Annotated in this window: 13 protein-coding genes and 1 tRNA gene; 7 read left to right on the top strand and 7 right to left on the bottom strand. The window is 48.5% G+C overall.

The features are described from left to right. Positions 1–95: 95 nt before the first annotated feature. Complete coding sequence (locus tag ABW391_RS19535; protein WP_353483597.1) at positions 96–1,616, bottom strand: GH3 auxin-responsive promoter family protein; 1,521 nt, start codon at positions 1,614–1,616, stop codon at positions 96–98. A gap of 226 nt (positions 1,617–1,842) precedes the next feature. On the opposite strand from ABW391_RS19535, the gene ABW391_RS19530 reads away from it, so the two are divergent. Both ABW391_RS19530 and ABW391_RS19525 read left to right on the top strand, forming a co-directional pair. Continuing rightward, complete coding sequence (locus tag ABW391_RS19530; protein ID WP_353483589.1) at positions 1,843–2,652, top strand: hypothetical protein; 810 nt, start codon at positions 1,843–1,845, stop codon at positions 2,650–2,652. Positions 2,653–2,691: 39 nt separating this feature from the next. Then, on the top strand, positions 2,692–4,224 hold the full coding sequence (locus tag ABW391_RS19525; protein WP_353483588.1) for a hypothetical protein: 1,533 nt from the start codon (positions 2,692–2,694) through the stop codon (positions 4,222–4,224). An 84-nt stretch (positions 4,225–4,308) separates the two neighbouring features. Here the strand turns inward: ABW391_RS19525 and ABW391_RS19520 are convergent, their stop codons facing one another. The 3 genes from ABW391_RS19520 to tsaB all read right to left on the bottom strand — a co-directional run bounded on the left by ABW391_RS19520 (position 4,309) and on the right by tsaB (position 5,927). Next, positions 4,309–4,617: an ArsR/SmtB family transcription factor gene (locus tag ABW391_RS19520; protein ID WP_353483587.1), complete on the bottom strand. Its 309-nt coding sequence runs from the start codon at positions 4,615–4,617 to the stop codon at positions 4,309–4,311. Between the two features lie 193 nt (positions 4,618–4,810). Then, positions 4,811–5,158 (bottom strand): ArsR/SmtB family transcription factor, encoded by a 348-nt coding sequence (locus tag ABW391_RS19515; RefSeq protein WP_353483586.1) that lies wholly within the window; start codon positions 5,156–5,158, stop codon positions 4,811–4,813. A gap of 79 nt (positions 5,159–5,237) precedes the next feature. After that, entirely contained in the window at positions 5,238–5,927 is a 690-nt protein-coding gene (gene tsaB / locus ABW391_RS19510; RefSeq protein WP_353483585.1) for a tRNA (adenosine(37)-N6)-threonylcarbamoyltransferase complex dimerization subunit type 1 TsaB, read from the bottom strand. Between the two features lie 353 nt (positions 5,928–6,280). Here tsaB and prfA point away from each other — a divergent pair, with 353 nt between their 5' ends. Next, on the top strand, positions 6,281–7,360 hold the full coding sequence (gene prfA, locus ABW391_RS19505; RefSeq protein ID WP_353483584.1) for a peptide chain release factor 1: 1,080 nt from the start codon (positions 6,281–6,283) through the stop codon (positions 7,358–7,360). Between the two features lie 111 nt (positions 7,361–7,471). Here prfA and purD read toward each other — a convergent pair whose 3' ends face one another. Continuing rightward, the gene (gene purD / locus ABW391_RS19500) at positions 7,472–8,740 is read right to left on the bottom strand and encodes a phosphoribosylamine--glycine ligase (RefSeq protein WP_353483583.1); all 1,269 of its coding nucleotides are present in this window, start codon (positions 8,738–8,740) and stop codon (positions 7,472–7,474) included. Positions 8,741–8,900: 160 nt separating this feature from the next. On the opposite strand from purD, the gene ruvA reads away from it, so the two are divergent. Both ruvA and sov read left to right on the top strand, forming a co-directional pair. Further along, positions 8,901–9,491 (top strand): Holliday junction branch migration protein RuvA, encoded by a 591-nt coding sequence (gene ruvA / locus ABW391_RS19495; RefSeq protein WP_353483582.1) that lies wholly within the window; start codon positions 8,901–8,903, stop codon positions 9,489–9,491. A 216-nt stretch (positions 9,492–9,707) separates the two neighbouring features. After that, a complete protein-coding gene (sov, locus tag ABW391_RS19490; RefSeq protein WP_353483581.1) occupies positions 9,708–17,105 on the top strand; it encodes a T9SS outer membrane translocon Sov/SprA in 7,398 nt (2,465 codons plus the stop codon). 67 nt (positions 17,106–17,172) lie between these two features. On the opposite strand, the gene ABW391_RS19485 is transcribed toward sov, so the two are convergent. Beyond that, entirely contained in the window at positions 17,173–21,921 is a 4,749-nt protein-coding gene (locus ABW391_RS19485; RefSeq protein ID WP_353483580.1) for an SUMF1/EgtB/PvdO family nonheme iron enzyme, read from the bottom strand. A gap of 162 nt (positions 21,922–22,083) precedes the next feature. Between ABW391_RS19485 and ABW391_RS19480 the strand changes: the two genes are divergently transcribed. Both ABW391_RS19480 and ABW391_RS19475 read left to right on the top strand, forming a co-directional pair. Next, on the top strand, positions 22,084–22,968 hold the full coding sequence (locus tag ABW391_RS19480) for a flavin reductase family protein (protein ID WP_353483579.1): 885 nt from the start codon (positions 22,084–22,086) through the stop codon (positions 22,966–22,968). 147 nt (positions 22,969–23,115) lie between these two features. After that, a complete protein-coding gene (locus ABW391_RS19475; protein WP_353483578.1) occupies positions 23,116–23,973 on the top strand; it encodes an SDR family NAD(P)-dependent oxidoreductase in 858 nt (285 codons plus the stop codon). 104 nt (positions 23,974–24,077) lie between these two features. Here ABW391_RS19475 and ABW391_RS19470 read toward each other — a convergent pair. Further along, positions 24,078–24,151 (bottom strand) — tRNA-Asn (locus ABW391_RS19470). Positions 24,152–24,223: the final 72 nt, after the last annotated feature.

The following is a 24,223-nucleotide window of genomic DNA, read 5'->3' as shown; positions in this document are numbered from 1 at the left end:
TACAAATTGTCAAGACGGGGGAAGTAAAATGCCATTTTGGCATTTTGTATTAAAATCAAACGACAAAATGACATTAAATTTAATATTAGCTAAAATCAAGCGCCGACTTGCGCCAGAATTTCCTCGATGAAGTTGCGGTGATTGGATAAGCGGGGGACTTTGTGCTGACCTCCCATTTTGCCCTTGGTGCGCAACCAATTGTGGAAAGTGCCACTGGGCACAACCTCCAGGCGGAGGGGCAGCATAGCCAGATTGCGAAAGCGCTTGGCTTCGTAATCCGAGTTGATGCGTTGCAGGTTGAGATCGAGCAAGCGGGTAAATGCTTCAATATCAGCAGGGGCGGTCACAAATTCGATGATCCATTGGTGGCCACCCTGGGCGCTGCCCTGAAAATAAACGGGGGCAACAGTGTATTCCCGCACTTCTGCACCGGTGAGCAAGCAGGTTTCAGCCAGGGCTTTGTCGGTATTGTCTACCATTACCTCTTCCCCAAAGGCATTCACAAACTGCTTGGTACGCCCACTGACCTTGATGCGGTACGGATTTACGGAGGTGAAAATCACCGTATCGCCAGGCAGGTAGCGCCACAAGCCAGAATTGGTGCTGATCACCAACGCATAGTTTTTGCCTACTTCTACTTCCGCCAGACTGATTGCTTTAGGATTACTTTGACCCCACTCACTCATGGAGATGAATTCGTAATAAATGCCATTGTTGAGCAGCAGCAATAACCCTTCTTCATCCAGATTGTCTTGTACCGCAAAAAAACCTTCTGAAGCGTTGTAAATCTCCTGGTAATCAACTGTATCGGAAGGAAAAAAAGCCTGAAATTGATGGCGGTAAGGCGTAAAACTGACGCCACCGTGGGTATATACCTGAAATTTGGGCCATACCTCCAGCATATTGCTTTTGCCGGTTATTTCCAGAATGCGCCGAAACAGCACCACCGTCCAGGTAGGTACACCACCGATCATCACCACATTGGGCTCTTTGGCACCTGCCTGCGCCAGTTTTTCTAATTTTTCTTCCCAGTTAGATAGCAAGGCTGTTTCAAAATCAGGGATGAAAAAGGGACGCGCAACCCAGGGCATGTGCTGGATCAAGATGGCACTTACATCGCCCACTGTAGTATCCGGATGTGCCTCAAAACTGCTGAGGCTGCCGCCCATAATCATACTTTTATCTGCAAATTGAGACGCTTGCGGTCTATTATGGTAATACAGCGTCATGGTATCCCAAGAACCCCGCATGTGGCATTTGTAGAGATTTTGAGGGGAGATGGGAATGAACTTGCTTTTGTCGTTGGTGGTACCCGAAGATTTGGAATACAAATCGACCTTTCCTGGCCAAAGCACATCGCGCTCGCCGAGCATCATGCGAGAGATAAACGGCTTCAGGTCTTCGTAATCGGTTAGTTCAACCGCCTGACGAAAATCTTCCGGACTCTGTACATCATTAAAAAAATGCGACTTGCCCCACTCGGTATCCGCCGCAAAAAGCAAAAGCTCTTGAAATTGGGCATTTTGGATCCGGTGGGGGTCATCCATATAGCTCCGTATCAGGCGGTAGCGGTAATGGTAGAGTCGGTGAAATAAAGAATTGACAAATCCCCGCATAGTTTTCAAGGTAAGCTTATTTCACGAAATCACGAAATAAAATTTGTTTTGATTGCTTAATCTAGCTAAAAATCATTGTTTTTACCGCATATTTCCCGAAAATGTGGTTGTGATTTTTTTTTGCGTAAATTCGCAACGACTCAATAAGTATGACGTAAAAAATTACTTCCCGACTTTTTGAGAGGGAAGTTAAGTTTTCTGCGTAGCTAAAACTCAAACCATTGCAATGCCAAGCAATCCATTTGACGCTTTTTTCGAACTTCCAGGCGAATCCAATGAAAGAAAGGAGCAACCTGAGCCAGAAACGCCTTCCACTCCAATGGAGGATCGCACGGTTTTTCCAGAAGATGGAAAAGAATCGCTGGATGAGATTTTGGAAAAAAATGCTGCTTTTGAGCGCCAGGCTGAAAGCTTTTCCAAATTATTGAGCCAAACCAAAGCCGTTGACCATGAGCCGGTTGCTTTTTCGGGCAATACGCTGGTACAGTATTTAATCGAAATCCACGATCCTCATGACCAGCAAAGTATGCGCGGCGAAAAAGCCTACCACCAATTGCTGGAGAATAAATTTCGGGCCATCATTGTACCCATGCTTGAATTGGCCAAATTACACAGCGAAATTGCCAATCGATTCAACGAAGATGTAGATGAGCATTACTATTCGGTAGAAAAAACCGACCGGGAAGTCAAATCAGACAAAGAACTGGCGCTGGAAGGCTTACTGTTTCAGCGCAAATTATTGGGCAACGCTGCGCGCGATCTGGGCATTCTGGCTCATGCCCTGGAAGTTTGCGAAGTGCGCCTCAAAAACTACATCGATGCTGGCGGTGACGACAATATTTCAAGCGCAGAGCAGGCATTGATTGCGAAAAGCCGCAGTTACCTCACTTCTGGACTGAGTCACCACTTTGATTACGGCCTGTTCAGCCTCAATTTGCTCGACGAAGCAGCCCTAACCTTTCGCTTTTTTACAAAACAAACCTTGTCTCAATACATTCAACGCCTGGAATCGGCGTTTAGAAATAGGAAGCAGTAAACTTGTTATTTTGTATAAGCTTCCCAAACCCAAAAAACTATGAGGAATGCCTTTTTATTTGCAGTGCTGGTTTTGTGCGGTACTGCCTGTCGCCAACTCAACAATATTGATGAATGGGAGGTCTCCAATTTTCAGCCCGAAGTGGCATTTCCCCTCGTCAATTCCAATACCACCTTACAAGAAATTCTGGAAAGTGCCGATGACCTTTCAGGCATTGTTGTTGATCCTGATGGGCGTATCCGTTTTCGGTACATCGGCGACATCATCACGCGCACCAGCGATGAAATTTTTGGAACGTTGACCAGTGCATTGCCTCCGCTGATTCCTGTGTTGAGCAAAAAAATGCCTTTACCTTTTAATCTCCCCAATGGGGTTAAAATTGATCAGGTTGTTTTGAAAAAAGGGGATTTTGTGTATTACGTCGAGAATCCCAACAAAGAGGCGATCAAGGTAGACGTAAGTTTCCCCCAAATGCTCAAAGACGGAAAACCTTATTCCTTCTCTGTAGACATTGCTGCATACAGTGGCTCAGGGGCACGTCCTTCGGCTACCAACCAAATTACACCAGCATCCTTGGCTGGATATACCCTGATCCCGAAAAACGATACGGTTTACGTGGAGTACGAAGCGACTACTCCAGTCGGAAGCAAAGTCAATGCGGGCTTGTTCCTGGTGCGCATTACCAATTTGCAATTTTCCTACGCTGAGGGGTTCTTTGGCAGCTTGCTGTACAAAGGTGGGCGAGACACGGTGAAGATCGATTTTTTCAAGAATTACGTCAAAGGCAACATCTACTTTGCCGACCCTCGGGTCTCGTTTTTTTTGGAAAACTCTTTTGGCATCCCTTCCCGATCCATCGTGCGGGATTTTAAAGTGTTTACCGTAGACAACCGAGCCCTGGGGGTAGAAAGTGTTTTTCTGCGCAACGGCTTTGATTTTCCTTATCCAGGCATCAACGAAGTAGGCCAGGTAAAACGGAGTACCTTTACTTTTGACAAGACCAACTCCAATCTGGATGTCCTGTTTGGTGCGGGGCCCACTGCCGTTGCCTATGATGTAGACGCGTTTACCAATCCCAACGGAAACATCGGACAAAAAGGATTCATTACCGACAAAAGCTTTTATCGGGTTCAGGTAGAAGTCGAATTGCCCCTATACGGCAGTGTATCCAATTTTTTAGCCCAGGATGTATTTGACGTGGATTTATCGAAATACAACAATGTAAAACAGTTGGAATTCAAGGTCGTAGCTAACAACGAAATACCGCTGGACATTGCCATTCAGGGCTATTTTTTGAGCAGTACGGGCCAAGTGTTGGACTCTCTGATGCAGGCTTCGCCGCAAATCATACCCGGCGCACAAACCGATGCCCAAGGCATTGCCAATAAGATAAGCAGTAAAACAACCTTGATTCGGTTTGATGAAATCCGTTTTGCCCGGATTCGAACGGCGAAGAAATTGCGCTTACAGGCTTCTATTGCGACGGGAATCAGCAACCCTGGAAAGTCGGTAAGGGTATTGGCAAGTCAGAAAGTGAACATAAAGATAGGTGCAAAGGCAACCTTGCAATAAAAATTTCAGCGGGCGGATTTTGATTTTCTTCAAATTTCAATTTTGAAACCTGAAGAAAATCAATATTCGCCCGCTAAAAATGGCTTATTTCTTAGCCAGGAAATTGCGAATGGCTTTCACTGTTTGGTCGATCTTGTCGTAATCTACCCGATAGTGAATGAATTTCCCTTCCCGCTCAGTTGAGACCAAATCAGTAGTGCGCAATACCCGCAAGTGCTGAGAAGTGATGGATTGCTCCAACTTCAGCGTGTTGTAGATTTTGTTCACATTAATGGCATCACTTTGATCAATGAATTCAATGATCTGTAGGCGGAGAGGATGCGCCAACGCGCGGAGAAGCTCCGAAGAAGCTTCCAGCTTTTCAGGATTAATACTGACTTTTGTGTTTCTCATAGTACTGTTACATTAAAATTACAAAAGCAAATATGCATTATTTTTTCATTCCCTACAAAGAAAAAAATACATTTTCACCTGATAGACAGAGAAATCCCCACAGCCGGGCATGCATATTCACAAAAAAACATGTATAAATACAAAGCTAATAGCAAGTAAAATGGCCAAGACGCAACCAAGTGCGTCTTTGCCATTATTGTTGTTGTCCGGTTAATTCCTCTACCAGACGAGAGATTTGTTCAATGCGATCTTTGTTCAGCGAATAATGAATGAACTTGCCGCTGCGGTCGGTTTGTACTACACCTGCACGGCGCAGAATAGCCAAATGCTGAGAAGCCACTGATTGCTCCAAACGGAGTTTAACATAAATTTCAGTTACGGTCATGGCTTCATGCTCTTCCAGCAAATCAATGATTCTTTGGCGGAGCTTGTGATTGATGGCTCGGAGCACCAACACAGCTTTACGCAATTCTGCGTAGTCCAATTCGATTTCGGTCTGCCCTTTTTTCAGGGTGATCACGTCGTTCTTTTGCTTTCTCATTTCATGCACTTTGATAAAACATATAGATTAATGATTCATATAAATAAGACACGCAAAACACATGCCAAATTTTCTTAATTTAACGACTGGGATCAAAAAATTGTTTTTTGGATACCGTGATATTTGGGGGTTTGAGATAAAAAGGCTCAACATAAGCTACATCGACAAAAGCTTTTTGTTGGTACGCGATTTCTGCAAGTGCGGGCATGTATGCCGCATCGGAATGCACCGAACTAAAAAGTGCAAAAGGCGATGTAATCAAGGGAGAAAATTTGGGAGCGCCATTACCCGCGAAAACCAAGGTAATTTCTTTCTCAAAATAGGCACGGTAACTGTCTGCGGTCAAGATCGCTGCATGAGGTGCTTCTAGTGTTTCACCTGTTGAGGAGAAAAGGGAAGTGTAGACTTCCATTCTCCTGGCATCAATCATCGGAACGTAAAGTGTAGATTCTCCAGATTCGACTTGTTCTTGAATGACTCCGGCCGCAATGATGCTCAGGGAGTCAATCGTCAACAAGGGTAAATTCAGACCATAACACATTCCTTTGGCGGTACTCAGACCAGTACGCAGTGACGTGTACGATCCGGGCCCTATGCTTACAGCAATGGCATCTACCTCGAATAAGTGAAGATTGCTTTGCCTCAAGCATTTGTCAACCAGTAATGTCAGCTGGGCAGTATGGTCAAAATCGCTGGAAGAAGATTCTTTTCCAAGGATTTTACCATTGTTTGCCACCACGATGGAACACCGCTCAGTAGCAGTTTCCATGCAAAGAATTAACGCCATTCAAGAAAACTTATTGTATAAGCAACTAAATATCGGAAGTTTATACTTTCACATTTAATTGCTTTGTAAAAACCGTTTATTTGACACAGTGTTAATCAAAGATCCAATTCTTTGAATATGTTCCATCTTCCATTTTTCAAATCAAAAGGAAGAAAGATATCTAAGGAGGCAACAGGCTGGATAATTTTCTGCAAGATGCGAAATTTATGGTAATTTTGCCAAACAATATTACAGTTTTTTTAAATTTTAAATTCGTCAGGACAAATTTTAATTGTCTTACAACGTTTTATGATTTAAAAAAACTTTTAAAGTGAATTTATTAATCCTATAACATTATGCTGGAAAAGCTAGAAGCCATTTATGACCGGTATCAGAATTTAGAAGAGCAAATGTCTGATCCTGGAATTATCGTGGACATGGATCGGTACAAAAAGGTGAGCAAAAACTACAAAGACCTTAAGCCGATTGTAGAAGCATTTCTTATTTACCGCGATATGGTCGGCAATCGCAATTCGGCGAAGCTGGCGCTCCAAGACGAAGATCCCGAAATGCGTGAAATGGCTCAGGAAGAATTGGAAAGCCTGAATCCTCAGATTGATGAGCTAGAGGATAAAATCAAGTACCTCTTGATCCCCAAAGATCCGGAGGACTCAAGGGATGTGATTTTTGAAATTCGCTCAGGAACTGGAGGCGACGAAGCCAGTCTTTTTGCGGGAGATTTGTACCGCATGTATACCCGCTACTTTGAAGGCAAAGGCTGGAAAGTAGCCGCCATGGAAATCAATGAAGGCAGCGTAGGTGGCTACAACAAACTGGTACTCGAAATAAACGGTGAAGATGTGTTTGGTATCCTCAAATTTGAGTCAGGAGCACACCGCGTGCAACGGGTACCTAAAACAGAATCTCAAGGACGGGTACATACCTCGGCAGCCACCGTGGTAGTAATGCCCAAACTGGAAATGGAAGACCTCGAAATACGCAAGGAAGACCTCAGAACCGACACCTTCCGCTCCAGTGGCGCTGGTGGGCAGCACGTCAACAAAACAGAATCCGGGGTACGCTTTACGCACCTCCCAACTGGCGTGGTTTCGGAAAGTACCGATGGCCGTTCACAAATCCAGAACCGGGAAATTGCCCTGCAACGCCTGTATCAAAAAATTTATGAAATGCGCCGTCAGGCCCATGAATCGGAACAGGCCGCAAAGCGTAAATCACTCGTGGGCAGTGGCGACCGTTCTGATAAAATTCGTACCTATAACTTTCCCCAAAACCGCATCACCGATCACCGCATCAACCTGACCCTCTACAACCTGGATAAGGTGTTGGAAGGAGATTTGGATCCAATTATCGAAGGATTGCAGATGTACGAAAATACCGAAAAATTGAAGGCCGGCGAAGAGATCGGCATCTCGTAGCGGCAACCCTGGCGGTTGCCCCAAGGCGTTTTAAACGTGGCGCAAGCCACGTTTAAAACAACAACCAGAGGTTGTTGTTGTTGTCGTTTGGACAACCACGCAGGGTTGTCCCTACGGGTGCAAATCAAACCCAATATCTTTTCGATAATACTTTCCTTCAAATTTGATTACTTCTGCATTCCGGTTGGAAAACACCAATGCCTCGTCAAAACCATCACCGTAAGACGTTACTGCGATAACGCGGCCACCATTGGTAACCACTCCGTCACCGGTAGCCTTTGTACCCGCATGAAAAGCGATGCTGCCTTCCACGCGCTCCAGGCCACTGATCAGTTCCCCTTTTTCGTAATCTCCAGGGTAGCCACCCGATACCAGAATCACAGTAGCTGCTGAACGTGGATCTATCTCGATCCGATGTTGACCCAGCGTTCCTTCATCAGTTGCTTTTAACAACTCAACCAGATCGTTTTTTAGGCGGGGCATCACCACTTCCGTTTCAGGATCGCCCATTCGACAATTGTATTCAATCACAAAAGGCTCGCCTCCAACCCTGATTAGACCAAAAAAAACAAAGCCTTTGTAGGCGATTCCTCGCTTGCCGATGCCTGCGATGGTCGGTTTGATGATTTGTTCTTCCACTTTTTTCATCAATACCTCGTCAACAAAAGGCACCGGAGAAACGGCGCCCATGCCACCTGTATTGGGCCCAGTATCCCCTTCCCCAACCCGTTTGTAATCTTTGGCCTCCGGCAAAATCAAGTACGTTGTGCCGTCGGTCAGCGCAAAAACAGAAAACTCAATGCCCGCAAGGAATTGCTCGATTACCACTTTGGCGCTTGCCGCCCCAAATTTTCCGCCCAGCATTTCGCGCAGCTCCGCTTGAGCTGCCTGCAAATCATCCAGAATGACTACTCCTTTGCCAGCAGCCAGGCCATCGGCTTTGAGTACAATCGGGGGCGTTTGAGTCAGGATATAATCCAGTCCTTCTTGCAATGTCTCAGCCGTAAACTCCCGGTAAGCCGCAGTCGGAATGCCCATTTCAAGCATAAATTCCTTGGCAAAAGCCTTGCTGCCTTCCAATTGAGCACCCACTTGAGACGGCCCAATGACGGGGAGTCCGGGAAAATGGACTTGAAAAAAATCGTAAATGCCCCGCACCAGTGGTTCTTCAGGGCCAACCAAAACCATGCTGATGTTTTCGCGTTGCACAAGCTCTGCCACCGCCTGAAAATCATTGGGATCAAGGGCTACATTGGTGCCCAATTCCGCTGTTCCGGCGTTGCCCGGCGCAATCCAAAGCGCTTCGCAGAGCGGGCTTTGCGTTATTTTCCAGGCGAGTGCATGTTCTCTCCCTCCACTTCCAAGCAACAGAATCTTCATGGTTTTTCCGATTTTGGCCGCAAAAATAGAAATTAATGGGCTGATTTGCTAATGGGATAATAGGCTGATGAACTGATTTGCAGATGACTTGATCGGGTATTTGATAAATGTATTAAATTTGCCCCACTTTAGTCAGCTCATCTGCAAACCATTCATTCAAATGATTACATACTTACGAGGAAACATCACCCAAAAAACACCTACTTACATCGTTATTGAAGCGGCTGGAGTGGGGTATTTGGTACACATCAGTTTGCATACTTTTAGTCAAATTGAAAAAAATGAAGAAGTCAAAATTTTGACCCATCTCAACATCAAAGAAGACAGCCATAGCCTTTATGGCTTTGCCGAAGAAACGGAGCGCAGCCTCTTCCGCCACCTCATTTCGGTCAGTGGTATTGGTCCCAATACTGCTCAAATCATGCTTTCTTCACTCAGTCCTGAAGAGCTGCGTTCAGCCATTATTGGCGAGCAAGAGCAGGTTTTTCGCGCGGTGAAAGGCATTGGTCCCAAAATGGCCAAGCGCATTATCCTGGATCTGAAAGACAAACTTGTGAAAGATTCCGGCGATTTGCCATTAACATTTCCTTCACAAAACAATACTATTCGGGAAGAGGCGTTATCTGCATTGGTAGCTTTGGGCTTCCAGAAGATAGCGGTTCAAAAGGCCCTTAATCAACTTCTGAAAGACCAAAGCATCCAAAGTGTTGAGCAGCTTATCAAGCTTGCTCTTAGAGAGCTATCTGCATAAAAAACGAATTTTCAGAGGTTTAGGATTTCACATTGGTCGCTCAGCGACTGCGCTTCGACTTCGCTCAGCGACCGCGCTGTGCGACCAATGTGAAATCCTAAACCTCTGAAAATTAATGTTACCCTCCCAAAGACGCACCTAAGCTTTTCCGGAAAACCGATTTGTTGGGTTCTTACGTACGAACCATAGTTATCCCGTGTGCAGCAGTTTGTAGATATGAATAAGACAATTTTACCATTCAGCTTGTTGTTAGGAATTGCCGTTACCCTTAGCGCGGTAGACGTAACCTATCACCCGAAATTTTTTCCAGGAGGAAAGCCTGGAGCAACCGTTCGTCAAACGTTGACAGATACGATCCCGATAAAAGACCGTACTGACAACTTCATCAATTCTCCCAAACGCAATCCATTTGACGTAAGGGATCCCAAGGCCATTGATAAAAAAGTAGAATACGATCCAGCTTCTGGAAATTACCTCATCGAAGAAAAAATCGGGGAAGACTTTTTCCGACCACCTTCTTACATGAGTTTTGACGAGTACACCCGCTACCGCCAAAAGCAGGACGAAGCATCCTATTTTAAGGAATTGTCCTCAAAAACCCGGGGCAAAAAGGACGACAGGAATCCGCTCGATCCTTTCAGCAAAATCGACATCAAGAAAGACCTCATCAACCGCCTTTTTGGGGGCAATACCATCGAAATCAAACCACAGGGCAACGTAGACCTTACTTTTGGCTACAATTACCAGCGCCTGGAAAACCCCATTCTCAACTTGCGGCAGCGCAGCCAGTTTTTGTTCAATTTTGACATGAACATTCAGATGAACGTTCAGGGGAAAATTGGGGAAAAACTCAACCTCAACACCAACTACAACACTGCCGCTACCTTCGATTTTGATCAGGTAATCAAACTCAATTACGACAGCCAGAAATTTGGCGAAGACGATATCCTTAAAAAAATTGAAGCTGGCAACGTCAGCATGCCCCTGCGCGGCACGCTGATTCAAGGTGCGCAAAGCCTTTTTGGGCTAAAAACCGAGCTCCAGTTTGGCCACTTGCGCCTGACAACCCTGGTTGCGCAACAAAAATCTGAACGCAAAAACATTCAGATCCAGGGCGGTAGCCAGTTGCAAGAGTTTGATGTGAAGGCAGATGAATACGACGAAAACCGCCACTTCCTGCTTTCCCACTACAACCGCGAAGCATTTGAACCTGCGCTCCAAAACCTGCCCCAAATTCGATCTTTGTTCAAAATCGAAAACATTGAAGTCTGGATCACCAACGACCGCAATGAAGTAGACAACGTCCGCGACATCGTGGCGCTGGCCGACTTGGGCGAAGGCCGCGAAGACTGGTTGGTCAACACCAATGCGGTAGACCTGCGCCCCGGAGCACCCAAAGACATTACCGGGATTCCGCTACCCGACAACCGCGCCAACAACCTGTACGACCGCATCATCGGACAAGGAGATGCCCGCGCTATTGAGAAATCAATCAGCACCTTGAGCAATCAATTTGGGATGATACCAACCCGCGATTTTGAAAAGGTGACCGCACGCAAACTCAAGCCCTCAGAATACACCGTACACCCGGAGCTAGGATTCGTTTCCTTGCGCATCAACGTACTGCCCGACCAAACTGTAGGCGTAGCTTACCAGTATACCTACAACGGTCGGTCTTATAAAGTAGGGGAATTGTCCAACAACTCCGAAAATATTCGTCCCGATTCTTCGCTGAACGTGTTGTACGTGAAGCTCCTCAAAAGTACCATTCAGCGCACCGACATCGCCACCTGGGATTTGATGATGAAAAACGTTTACCCTACTGGTGCCACCCAGGTTGACCAAAAAGAGTTTCGTTTGGACATTTATTACGAAGATCCCGGAAAAGGATTGAAGCGCTTCTTGCCCGAAACCAACCTGCAAGGCGTGCCACTTTTGCGCGTTTTCAACGTGGATGTACTCAATATTCAGGGCGACCCCCAACCCGACGGTATTTTTGACTTTGTGCCGGATCTGACCATCAATCCGGGTACGGGGCGCGTCATGTTTCCGGTACTGGAGCCTTTTGGGTCTTCTTTGCTCAAAAAAATCAAAGACACGCCTGCCGATATCACCAAGAAATACATCTACCAGGAATTGTACGACTCTACCCTGTTTCGGGCCCAGGAATTTCAGGAAAAAAACCGTTATGTGATCAAAGGAACCTACAAGTCGAGCGTTTCTTCCGAAATTTCATTGGGCGCATTCAACATTCCGCAGGGATCAGTAAAAGTCAGCGGAGGTGGACAACAGTTGGTAGAAGGCCGGGATTATGAAATCGACTACAACCTTGGGCGTTTGCGCATCCTCAACGACGCCATCCTGGCTTCGGGTGCCCAAATCAACGTTTCGCTTGAAGACAATACGCTCTTTGGCTTCCAAAACCGCAGCATGTTCGGGATTCGGGCCGATTATGAATTTGATAAAAATTTCAACGTCGGAGCTACCTTGATGAAGCTCTGGGAACGCCCTTTTACCCAAAAAGTAAACATCGGGGAAGACCCCATCAATAACAACGTTTATGGGTTTGATGTAAACTTCAAAAGGGAAGCGCCCTGGTTGACCAAACTGATCGACGGTATCCCCGGGCTTTCCACCAAAGCCCCCTCCAGCATCAGCTTTACCGGAGAATTGGCCGCCATTAAACCAGGCCACGCCAAAGCGATCAACCAAAACCGCAAAGACGATGGTGGTGCAGTATACGTCGACGACTTTGAAGGCGCCAACAGCACCTTCGACCTCCGGCAACCCATCATCAACTGGTACCTGGCCAGTGCGCCGCAGGATCCCTCGGGCAATAACCCTGCGGCTCGCCCGGAAGCCCTCTTCCGCGATGACCTGACCTATGGCTACAACCGCGCCAAAATGAGCTGGTACCGCATCGACAACTTTGGCATCCGTACCGGCCAGCAAGACAATGTCAACCCCTACACCAGGGTCATTCCTCAAAACGAGGTTTTCCCCAACCGCCAGTTGCAATTGACCGAATTGCCCAATATCCAAACCCTGGACATCGTATACAACCCTCGCGAACGGGGGCCGTACAACTTTGATCTTCCAGGCGGGAGTCCATTCTCTAAGGGGCTTGAGTTTGTCGGCGGTCAAACTTTTTTGAAAAGTCCCAAAACCCGTTGGGCCGGCATCATGCGCGCCATGACCATCAACGATTTCCAGGCAACCAATATCGAGTTTTTGGAATTCTGGATGTTGAGTCCTTTTCTCAACACCGATGGCAGCAAGGCAGCCGCGCCAGATGCTGATAAAAAACAAGGCTACCTGACTTTTCAATTGGGGAACATCTCTGAAGACATCCTCAAAGATGGACTGCGTTTCTTTGAAAATGGGTTGCCCAGTAACTTCAACAAAGACCGCCGTACCCGGGTAACCAGTTGGTCTAAAGTTCCGTTGACCCAGCAAGTAACCGCCGCCTTTGACAATGATACCACCTCCCGCCGTTTGCAGGACGTGGGTTTGGATGGTCTAAGTGATGCAGGTGAACGTGAAAAGTTTAAACCTTGGTTGGATGCTGTATTTAATGCTAATCAAGTTGCAAAAGCTCGCTTGGACGAAGACCCTTCCGGTGACAACTTCCGCTTTTGGAACGACCCAAGTTTCCCTTCCAATGTAGACGTAGTCACCCGTTACCGCGACTTCAACAACCCGGAAGGCAACTCCGCAACCAATACCAGCAGACAGAGTCAGAGTTCTTCTACCAACAACCCCGATGCCGAAGACCTCAACTTTGACAACACCCTCAACGAGACCGAAGCTTATTTCCAATACCGCATTCCGATTTTTCACGATAAAAATGGCGAAATCAACCTCGACTCGGCACGGCTTCGTCAGGGAGGAGTAAAACTCGTCACCGACCGCATCGAAAAAGATGGCCGCATCTGGTACCGTTTCCGCATGCCCCTGAGTCAGTTTGACCGGGCAGTGGGAGGGATTCGCGATTTTCGTTCCATTCGCTTCATGCGGATTTTATTGGATGGATTCGAGAGCCAGGTGAATTTCCGCTTTGCCACCATGGAATTTGTGCGCAACCAATGGCGGAAGTACACCCAGGACTTGTCGCCAGAGGTCAACTCGCCCTGTAGCATTGACGCTGGTACAGTTTTTGAAGTAGACGCGGTCAACATTGAAGAAAACACCGACCCCAGCCAGGCACGTCCTTTTGCGTATGTTTTGCCCTTGGGCATTCAGCGCGAGCAATCGATTGGCGGGGTAATCAATACCCTGCAAAACGAGCAATCGCTTTCGCTTTCCTTGCAAAACTTATGCGACGGAGACGAGCGGGCAGTTTTCAAAAATATTGGCCTAGACATGCGCGTGTACGAGCGCTTCAAAATGTTTGTGCACGCTGAAGATTACGATCAAACCCGTACCTCCCGCGACTCATCTGGTTTGCGGGTATTTGTGCGTCTGGGCAGTGACTTCAAAAACAACTATTACGAATACGAAATGCCCTTGGTCTTTTCCGATACAATGCGCCTTCCTAAAACCACAACACCAAGTGTTGAGCCCAAATACAAGCAAGAAGTTTGGAAACAAGAAAATGAATTTGATTTTCCTTTGGAACTGCTTCGCCAGGTAAAAGAAGAGCGCAACGCCATCGGTGGCGCCACAAATCTGGAACAGGAATACGTCAAACAAATTACAGTTAAATTGGAAAACGGTCTGGAGGTGAAACGTTGGGTCAAAGTGCGGGGCAATCCCAACCTGGGCAACGCCAAAATTGCCATGATCGGTATCCGCAACCCACAGGGGGGTGAAGTCAACCCGGTGGGTGCTGTGGTTTGGGCCAACGAAATGCGCCTGACCGGGCTCGACGAGCGTGGAGGGGTAGCGGGTTTGGCGCGTCTGGATGTACAGATGGCCGATTTGGGCAACCTCACCCTGGCGGGCAACTTCGGTACCATCGGTTACGGCGCCATCGATCAAAAAGTGCAACAGCGCAGCCGCTTTGACAATTCTGGCTTTGACCTGGCGGGCAACCTGGAATTGAACAAGTTTTTACCCAAAAAACTGAACATTCACCTGCCACTTTATGCCCAGTATTCTCGCACCGTAGAAACACCCGAGTACGATCCTTATGACCTGGACATCATTTTAAAGGAAAAAATCCGCAAAACGGACAACGCTACCGTAAGAGACTCCATCAAGCGGACTACCCAGGAAATCAATACCGTGAAGAGTTACAACTTCACCAACGTCCGCAAAGACCGCAGCCCGGAAAATCAGGGCAAGCCCATGCCTTGGGACATCTCCAATTTTGCCGCTAGTTATGGCTATACCGCCACCGATCGCAGCGATCCGTTTATCGAAAGTGACCAGGTGGAGAAATACAACGGGGGCATCAACTACCAATACAGCGCTCAGGAAAAATACCTTCAGCCGTTCAAAGGCATCAAAGGAAGTGCGCTGAAGCTGATCTCCGAGATCAACTTCAACCCCTTGCCGAGTTCCATCACCGTCAGTTCCTTGATGGATCGGCAGTTTCAGACCACTAAGTACCGTTTTACAGACCTGGATCCTAAGTACAGTACTTTTTACAACAAACGCTTCCTCTGGACCCGCAACTATAACCTCCAATGGGGTTTGACCAAAGGCCTGAAATTCAACTTCAACGCCGTCAACAATGGCGTGGTAGACGAACCCAACGAAAGCGAATTGCGCGAGCGCGGATTGACTTTATCTGAAGTAAACCGCTACCGCCGCGACAGCATCTGGAGCAACGTCAAAAACCTGGGGCGTACCAAAAATTACCGCCACGAATTCACCATGAATTATACCCTCCCCACCAAGCTGATCCCGTACATGGAATGGGTGGGCGTAAAGGGACAATACCGGGGCGACTATGGCTGGACTGCCGCTGCCCTCAATACCGACTCACTGGGCAACGTGATTCAAAACGGCCAGAATATCCAGGCCAACGCCGACCTCAACTTTGATCAATTGTACAGCAAGATTCCTTTCTTGCGCAAAATTGACCAGGGTACCCGCAGTGGTGGTGGAGATCCTGCGAGCACTCGTAAAAGCCGCACCAAGCCTGATCCGGCCGCAGCAGCAGAGAAAGACAAAGAGAAAAAAGGCGGTGGCGATTTATCGCCTACGGTGAAGTTGATCTTGCGTCCGCTCTTATCGCTGCGCAAAGCCCGCTTCAACTATTCCGAGCAACACAATACCGTGGTGCCGGGCTACTTGCCTGCTTCGCGCTTGTTGGGCATGAACCAGTTCAACTCGCCCGGTTGGGATTTTGTAGGAGGGCTACAACCCCGCATCAGCAAATTGCGTGAAGACGAATACGGCTCTACCAGCGACTGGCTGGCGCAATCGGCCAACAAAGGCTGGATGTCAGCCAGTGTATTCCAAAACCGCGAGGTCACTCAGCTTTCTACCCAAACCTGGGATGCCCGCGTGACCATCGAGCCATTCCGCGACATGCGCCTTGATCTCGACATCAGCCGCAGTTATACCCAGAACCATTCTCAATATTTCAAAGATACCATCTTGGATGGAAGCACCCGTTTTGTGCACGCCATTCCGCAAGATGTAGGTACGCTGACTATGTCGTACTCTGCGCTCAAAACCTTGTTCAGGGGCGATACTTCAGATTTGCGTACCCTTTTCAAAACCTTCGAAAATAACCGGATCGCCATCTCGCAGCGCCTGGGTGTGGGCGAACACGTAGACACCACCCTGGCCAAACAGGGCTATACCTATGGTTACGGGCGTACCCAACAGGAGGTGCTGATACCAGCCTTTTTGGCTGCTTATACCGGACAAGATGCACGGGGCATCAACTTGAGTTTGTTTGAGTTGTTGCCCAAAGTCAACTGGCGCTTTACGTACAATGGCCTCAGCAGATTGCCGTTCTTCAAGGAATACTTTCAAAGTTTCAGTTTGACGCACGGCTATAAATCTTCGCTCACGGTCAATACCTTCAATACTGGCCTCGACTTTGTGCGTACCCGCGATCAGGGCTTCCTCAACGAGTTGAACAACAACTTCTACCCTCGATTGGAAGTGCCGGAAATAGTGATCCAAGAAGGCTTCAACCCCCTGATTGCCGTAAGTGCCGTGATGAAAAACGGGATGAGTTTCAACTTTGATTACAAACTCACCCGCAACCTGGCCATGAGTTTCGTCAGCAACCAGTTGGCCGAGACGCGCAAAAAAGAAATCGTCTTCGGGTTTGGCCACAAAATCAATGATTTTGACATCAACTCGATTTTTGGCAAAACCAAGAAGAAAAAACGGCCTGCGCCAAGAACCAATCCCAATAAAACGGGGCCTGGTGGCAGCACGACCATTGCTCCCCGAGCGCTGGATTTGCAGTTCAACTTCTCGCTCAGCGACGACGTGACCTTCAATCACCTGCTCGATCAGGGGGTACGTGAACCAACCCGGGGAAGCTACCAATTGAGTATGTCGCCTTCGGCAGAATACAAATTGAACCAACGACTTTCCCTGCGCTTCTTTGTGGATTACCGCCGCAGTGAACCGAAAACCTCGGCAGGGTATCCTCGAACGGATTCTTCGGGTGGGGTAGTGGTACGTTTTGCCTTGCAGTAAAAATGCGATGTATTGCTTTTAAATTATACGGAAGAGACGGGATGCGACGCGTCCCGTCTCTTCCTATTTACCGACCACTTGCTGGCACTCCCGCCAAAACCAATCGAAAACCAATCGCACCAATATCCATCCCTGGATCGTTGAGGTAACGATCTGACACGCGGCAATTCACGGCATTGCTGTCCCATGAGCCACTTCGGGTTATCCGGCCTCGGCCAGTTGCAGCACCAGACGGATTCGTTTGAGGCTTTGCCTCATAATATCCAAACCAATCCTGACACCACTCGTTGAGGTTGCCGCTCAGGTCATGAATCCCCAATTGATTGGCTTTTTTCTGTCCGACTTGATGTGAGCTGCCCTTTGAATTTCCTTTGTACCAGGCCACTTCGTCGAGGTTGTCGCTTCCCGCGTACTGAAATTTGTCTTTCTGGGAATATTCTCCACCCCGCGCAGCGTACTCCCACTCCGCTTCGGTAGGCAGGCGATAACGTTGCCCGGTTTTTTTGCTCAACCAATTGCAATAAGCCTCTGCACCTCTCCAGGTCACATTGACCACTGGGTATCTTTCGTTCCCTTTGTCCGGTTGCCAGTGGTCGTTACCATTGATGCTTGTTTTTTGCAAGCCAAATTTATCCGCTGAGATGTATTTATCTGGGTCATCTGCGCGACTGGGGTTTTCGATTATGTCATTCATAAATACCGCATACTCGGCATTGGTCACCTCGTATTTGCCGATGGAATAGGTACTCAAAGTTACCTCGTGTGCGGGTTTTTCAGGGCCTTCACAATCTTTATCCCGTCCATCCTGACAGCCCATCACAAATGGTCCTCCATTCACTCGCACCATATCGGGCAAGATGGGTTTGTAATCGGTTTCTTCGCCAGTAGTGGTCTGTTGGTTTTGGCGGTTATCGGGGTTGCGTTCGGCAACAGGCTTGAGGCGAATGTCGGTCGACCGATTGTCCATTCGGCGCAATTCTGCCTGGCTATAATCCCGCGACAACGGCTGATAGCCCTCCGCAGTAACCTGGATTTTCACACTCTTGATGCGCGAAAAATCGCGGCGAGCTGCATAGATTCCCTTGGCATCGCTCAGTCCACGACTGAGCACGGCATTGCTGAACTTGTCAAAATAGGTCAGCGTGACTTTCGAGATCGGTTCTCCCGTCCGGTCATCAAGTATACGGGTGGTTAAGATAGTGGTGACTGCTGAGGGTAAGCCCCATTGTTTGACAAATGGAATAACCAGTCTGGTCAGCACCTTGCGGGTACCGGAACTGGGGTTGATCAGGATCAATTCCGCTACCAAACTATCGGTGCGGCGCACATCTCCGGGTCGATTCAAATTACTGCGCAAAGTGAAAGTCTGGCTTCCATCCCGGAGGTATGCAGCAACCTGCTCTTGAGGACGAATGAAACTTGCGTTATTCGGCTGATTGTTTCTTTCACAGGCCAGCACGCGCAAGCTCAAGGTTTCCTTCCGATTGGGATTCTTAAAATACTTGACTTGCAGCTCCAGCGACTGATCATTGGCACGTCCTGGACTGATCTCTACAATGCGGGAAGGTTCTTTTCGAAGCAAAGTCGCCAAATTGGGGCGTACCTGGGTCGTATCAAAAAAACCACGTCGATCCAGGTCTGCGTAGATACCTTCTGCCTGGGCCGGGTCTTTTACGGTATTGGTCAGGTACAAAATCACTCCTTCTCCGTGTAGGCTGGCGAGCGCCAGGCGCTGGTAAGCAGCCTGATCAAGAGTAGGGACATTTTTTGCGCTGAAGATGGTCTCCAACTCGCGGTTCTGTTGAAAGAATAACAAACTCAGAGAGTCGGGAGCATGCAAATTGCTCTGGTTTTGCCAGGCACGGAAATAGGTCACCCCCAGGTTGTAGTTTAAGCGCGTCAGGTTCAACGCAGCCGAAAGGTGCTGTGGGTTGGCCTGCTGTGCCCGCTCGAGGAGGTTGCGTACTTGGGGTGGATAGGTGTAGGTCTTAGGCCCCTCGTTACTGGCCCTTGAAATAGCCAACATTTCAGAGAAGGCCTTTTCCTGATACAATTGCACCGCTTGATTGTTGAGCAACGTCGCACTATCGCTGTTGACCACTTCTTTGATCAAAGGATTGCTGCGCAATTGAATTTTGGGTTCAAACAGCCGGGCTGTTGGCTCCTGACCAAATGCCCAACGGTAAAGCCTGGGCGTATTGTCTAGCATTAAAATACTAAAAACCAGGGTCAGAAAAGCGACAGCACAAGCCAGCATTTGCCAAAACGCCCGATTGAAAACAGGGGGCTTGGGAGGTTTTTCGGTTACAGGTATTTCCTGCTGCGCAACTTCGCCATGCTCTTCCAAAAAACGACGCAAGGTTGACTCATCTGCTTGAAGAGGAAAATTTGAGGCATTAAAATTAGGGATATTCGATTGCTGAACGTTTTGCCGAATAACGTTTTCAGCTGGCTCATTGGATTCGGCAAATCCGCCTTTGGTCATGCGTCGTGAGCGTTGCATGGGCGCAAGCTCCCGCACCGCTACACCACCCAAATCCTCGATGTGGACGCGGTTGAACCAGCCTTTGTCCAGCAAAAGTTTGACCTGTTCTTGAGTGGCCGGTTCAAATGGAGCGAGGGCAAAGCGTTGTACGGTCAGATTGGTTTGCAAAGCCCGATTGGCAAAACCCGGTGCCGCTTCGGCCATCGAGTCTTCCAATTCTTGGGCAATGGCTTGGCGGGCCAATTTTTCGTCGTACAAATCCAGATCCGCCAGCAATTCTTTGCGCAGGCGCGGGTTGATTTTTCCTTCTTGCAAACTGGGAATGCGTGCCAGCAGCAGCAGATTGTCTGCATTCAGCGGGATGTCGAGCGCTGCGCCAATGGCCAAGGTGATCTCCCAGATGGGGGTAGGGTACACCGCCAGCGCACAGAGCCAGCGGTATAGATCCGAGCTGTAGCCCAGGTATTCGGCATGATCGCTGGCATTGCGCCAGCGGCGGTTGATGTCGGGTTCTTCACGGATGCTGGCCAGGCTTTCGCGCCAGGTACTGAAAGTGGTAGGCAGATCATCTGCTTCCATGCCATTATCGATGAAGTTGGCAGCGGCCATTTGGCCCTCCAGGTCGGCAGGAAATACAGGTAGAATGCTGTGTAGACTGGCCTCCCGATAGTCCCAACTCAGCGGCGGACGGGGTGTAAGTAAGAGGCGGCGCTTCCAGCGTTGCAAATCGGCGGCGCTTTCCTTGCGCAAGGCCTGGTTCTCTTTTCCGTAAGGATCAAGTAAACCGTGGGCATCGCCAAACACAATCACTCGATGCTCTGGACATAGTCGACTAATTTGCTCCAAAGTGACGCCCTGTGGAAATTGTTCGTTCCAAAAATGGAAAAAATGGCTGCGGTAATAAAACACCTCAGCGTGTACGTCTTGATCGTGCAGCACTTTGACCAAATGGCGCAACAATCGCCCCTGGTGGCTGCTATCGTTTTGCTCGTCTACCAAAAACAGGTAATCAGATGGGCGGGTCGTGCTGCGAAACTGCAAGCTCGGGTATCCGCCTCCGGCAATGGTGGCATCCAGGGTTTTGGGTACATCTACCTCCTGGCGCAGGCCTTCCTGACGGCGGCGCAGGGCATCCGCCAGCCGAAATTGCCCAGCCAGATTGCGGATCAGCCCGTTCAATGAGCGGAAAGGGATTTCATACGGTGGTCGATCTGGCGATTGTTGGGGCAACCCTCGCGGTTGCCCAACAGGCACTTCAGTGGCAATTGGCCGTTGCGTTTTTGCCCAACGAAACAAGCAATAAAAACTGGCTGCCGCCAATAAAACCGCAATCAGCCAGGTTCCCCAACCAAAAGCTGCTTCAGGTATGATGGGGTCGTACTGCAAATCGTACCAGGGCAAAAACACCTGTGTCTCTCCAACGCGCATGGTCGCCGAGGTACTGCTGGTACAAAACCCTGGGAGACCCAGGCGGGTTACTTTGAGTTCCACTTCATACGATCCATCTTCCAGGTAGCTGTGAGTAGGGTTGCGCAGGGTACTGGTTTGGGCGTCGCCAAAATCCCAGAGGAACTGTAGATCAGTGCTGTCGTCCAGCACATTGGGACTAAAGGTGTACGCCTCGCCGCGCAGCAGATTGTCTGGCAAGTCGAGACCACCCAGTTGGGGCGGATTGACGCATTCAATTACCAGATCGCCCTGATAGCGGAAGGTGCTGTCGCGGGTTTTTTCTTGAATTTCGAGGGTGACGGTTTTCTCGGGATTGCCCTGCAATACTTTAAAGGGTACACGCCAGTTTTTGCTACCAAAGTTTTCCTGCTCCAGGCTATCGCTGGCTTTGTCGCGCAAACTCCAGTGGATTTTTGCGCCAGCGGTATCGATGTTTTTGGTGTTAAGGGTAAAAGTAGCCGTATCCCCTACGCGAATTGGGGTAGAAGATATCGAGTACCCCACCGTAGTCACTCCCGGATCAGGTTTCAGCAAAGGATAAATAAGGTAGCTCAACACCGCCAATAAAAGCAAACTTGGAAATACCCACCACCAGCGCCGCAACCAGGTTCGGAGCGTTTTTAGCCAGGCATTTTTGGCATCGACTTTGTCTGCATCGCTTGCAGCATCCAGTAATTCGGTATAGTATTGGTCAAAAATGGCGTAAAAGCGTTCTTGCTCGGCTTTGCTGCGGGCAATCACTGGAGCCAACAGGAAGCGCAGCTTCTGTGGCTCGCGCCAATGCGCGCTGGCCGGGCCGCTGATGACTTGCAACAAACGAATTTTCTCAGCCGGGCTGAGGCTGAATCCCGCCAGTTCCAGGCGTGTGAGCAGGCCTGCCAAGGGTAAGTCGATATGTGGGAATTCGGTGTCGATGGTCGTGATGCTTTGAGGATTTCAAATTTACTGTTTTATTGAGAAAATGCAAGCTCAAAAAAACTTTGTCAGCCCGAGGTTGCCTATCTTGGTGGGGTGAAAAATCGTGCTTAAAGATCATTTTTCAAGATGTCCATCAAAACCATTGATCCAAACGCACTCAGCATTCCTGAGCGCCAGATATATTTGCAGTCCGCCGTTGCGCCCCGCCCCATTGCTTTTGCCAGTACCGTGGATGCGGAAGGAAACGTCAACCTTAGCCCATTCAGCTACTTCAATTTGTTTGGCAGCAACCCGCCCATTCTGGTATTTTCTCCTTCGGTAAAACGGGATCGGGGCATTAAAAACAGCCATGAAAACATTCTGGAAACAGGAGAGGTGTGCATCAACATCGTGAATTATCCGATGGTGGAACAAATGTCGCTGGCCAGTACTGAGTACGACAAGGGAGTCAATGAGTTCATCAAAGCAGGATTCACGCAAGTCCCCTCTACCTTGATTCAAGCTCCCCGGGTTGGCGAGTCTCCGGTTGCTTTTGAGTGCAAGGTATTGCAGGTGCTGCCTTTGGGAACTGATCCTGGAGCGGGCAATCTGGTCATTTGCCACGTACTGCTGATGCACATGCAAGAACAATACCTCGATGAGCATGGCCATTTGGATACTACCAAGCTGGATTTGGTAGCGCGGATGGGGGGCAACTGGTATACCCATGCTTCGCGGGATACATTGTTTGAAATCCCGAAGCCCAACCAGAACAAGGGCATCGGGATAGATGCACTGCCCGAAAGCATTCGCAACAGCACCGTTTTGACGGGAAATAACCTGGGGAGACTAGGCAATATTGAAACACTGCCCAACCCGGAAGAAATTGTGGCATTGCGCTCCGTGCCAGAAGTAGCTAAGGCTTTGAACGAGGGACTTGAAACCTTGCACCGCCTGGCACAAAAACGCTTGGAGGTCGGGCAGACCGAAGAGGCACTGAAGCTATTGATGCTGGGGGAAAAGGAGGTTTAATGATTTTTTATCCTAACCCGATGCCACTTTTCAAGTCATTTCGAGAGACAATTATTTCTTCATCGTTCCTATTCAAAACCCAAAATCGGGAAGTTAATTTTTCTGCATTCCTAACTCTTCTTAATTTCGCCCAAATTTTCAGAAGAAATGAACAACAAAGTATATGTGGTAACCGGGGCGAACTCGGGTTTGGGATTTGAAACAGCCAAAGCCTTGGCTGAGCAGGGATCGCGGGTAGTCTTGCTGAGCCGCAGTGCAGACAAAGGGCAAGAAGCCTTGGAGGCCATTTTTAAAGCCACCAAAAACGATCAGCTCGACTTGTTTACAGTAGATTTAACCTCCCAAGCCTCCATCCGGGAAACGGGGCAAGCCATTTTGAGCAAATATTCCGTCATCGATACCTTGGTGAACAATGCCGGAACCTGGATTTCAAAACATACCCTTACCGAAGATGGAGTAGATACCTTGTTTGCGGTCAACCACCTGGCTTATGTTTTGATGAGTCACCTGTTGTACCCTGCGCTGCGCCAATCTCCTGATGGACGGATTGTGTGCGTAGCTTCTGATTCCCATTTTCAGTTCAAGATCAACTACGACGACCTGAATTTGACCAAAAACTACCATGGCTTGCGGGCTTATGCCCAGTCCAAAGGAGCCAATGTGATGTTTGTATCAGAACTGCACAAGCGCAAAACCGAAGAAAACATCTCGACCTACGCCATCCAGCCAGGTCTGGTTAAAACGGATATTGGCGTCAAGCGCACCAATTGGTTGCACGCGCTGGCCTGGAAAATCCGGCGCAGTGGAGGCGTAAGTCCCGCTGAAGGAGCCCTTTGTCAAATCTTTTGCGCCAGCGCCCCCGAAGCTCAGGGACAAAGTGGCTTGTATTGGGACAAATGCAAACCGAAGCCTTCGGCAAAATACACCTACATAGAAGCGGATCGTGTTCGACTCTGGGAACAGTGTTTGGAGATGTGCCGGATTGAGGATTTTTTTCAGCGCTAGAGTTCTCCTGCGACACCCACGAATGAATTCATGGGTTGGGTTGTCGGTTTAGTATCATAAAAAAAGCCCTCTAATCAATTGATTAGAAGGCTTTTAAATTTATGCGCCTCAGGTAGGGCTCGAACCTACGACCTACGGATTAACAGTCCGCCGCTCTAACCGGCTGAGCTACTGAGGCAGTTGCCGGTGTAATTATCGAATTGCGTGTGCAAATGTATGTCAACTCAAAATAATGTGCAATATTTGCGCC

It is taken from the genome of Haliscomenobacter sp. (genome assembly GCF_040403615.1).
In the GTDB taxonomy this organism is placed as follows: domain Bacteria; phylum Bacteroidota; class Bacteroidia; order Chitinophagales; family Saprospiraceae; genus Haliscomenobacter.
The sequence above is the reverse complement of the archived record's forward strand: the minus strand, read 5'-3'. Positions and strand labels throughout refer to the sequence as shown.

Coding starts and splice junctions, on each gene's coding strand:
- tsaB (WP_353483585.1), bottom strand. CDS start 5,927: ATGGAAACTGCTACTGAGCGGTGTTCCATCGTGGTGGCAAACAATGGT.
- ABW391_RS19535 (WP_353483597.1), bottom strand. CDS start 1,616: ATGCGGGGATTTGTCAATTCTTTATTTCACCGACTCTACCATTACCGC.
- ABW391_RS19530 (WP_353483589.1), top strand. CDS start 1,843: ATGCCAAGCAATCCATTTGACGCTTTTTTCGAACTTCCAGGCGAATCC.
- ruvA (WP_353483582.1), top strand. CDS start 8,901: ATGATTACATACTTACGAGGAAACATCACCCAAAAAACACCTACTTAC.
- ABW391_RS19475 (WP_353483578.1), top strand. CDS start 23,116: ATGAACAACAAAGTATATGTGGTAACCGGGGCGAACTCGGGTTTGGGA.
- ABW391_RS19515 (WP_353483586.1), bottom strand. CDS start 5,158: ATGAGAAAGCAAAAGAACGACGTGATCACCCTGAAAAAAGGGCAGACC.
- ABW391_RS19520 (WP_353483587.1), bottom strand. CDS start 4,617: ATGAGAAACACAAAAGTCAGTATTAATCCTGAAAAGCTGGAAGCTTCT.
- purD (WP_353483583.1), bottom strand. CDS start 8,740: ATGAAGATTCTGTTGCTTGGAAGTGGAGGGAGAGAACATGCACTCGCC.
- ABW391_RS19525 (WP_353483588.1), top strand. CDS start 2,692: ATGAGGAATGCCTTTTTATTTGCAGTGCTGGTTTTGTGCGGTACTGCC.
- sov (WP_353483581.1), top strand. CDS start 9,708: ATGAATAAGACAATTTTACCATTCAGCTTGTTGTTAGGAATTGCCGTT.
- prfA (WP_353483584.1), top strand. CDS start 6,281: ATGCTGGAAAAGCTAGAAGCCATTTATGACCGGTATCAGAATTTAGAA.
- ABW391_RS19480 (WP_353483579.1), top strand. CDS start 22,084: ATGTCCATCAAAACCATTGATCCAAACGCACTCAGCATTCCTGAGCGC.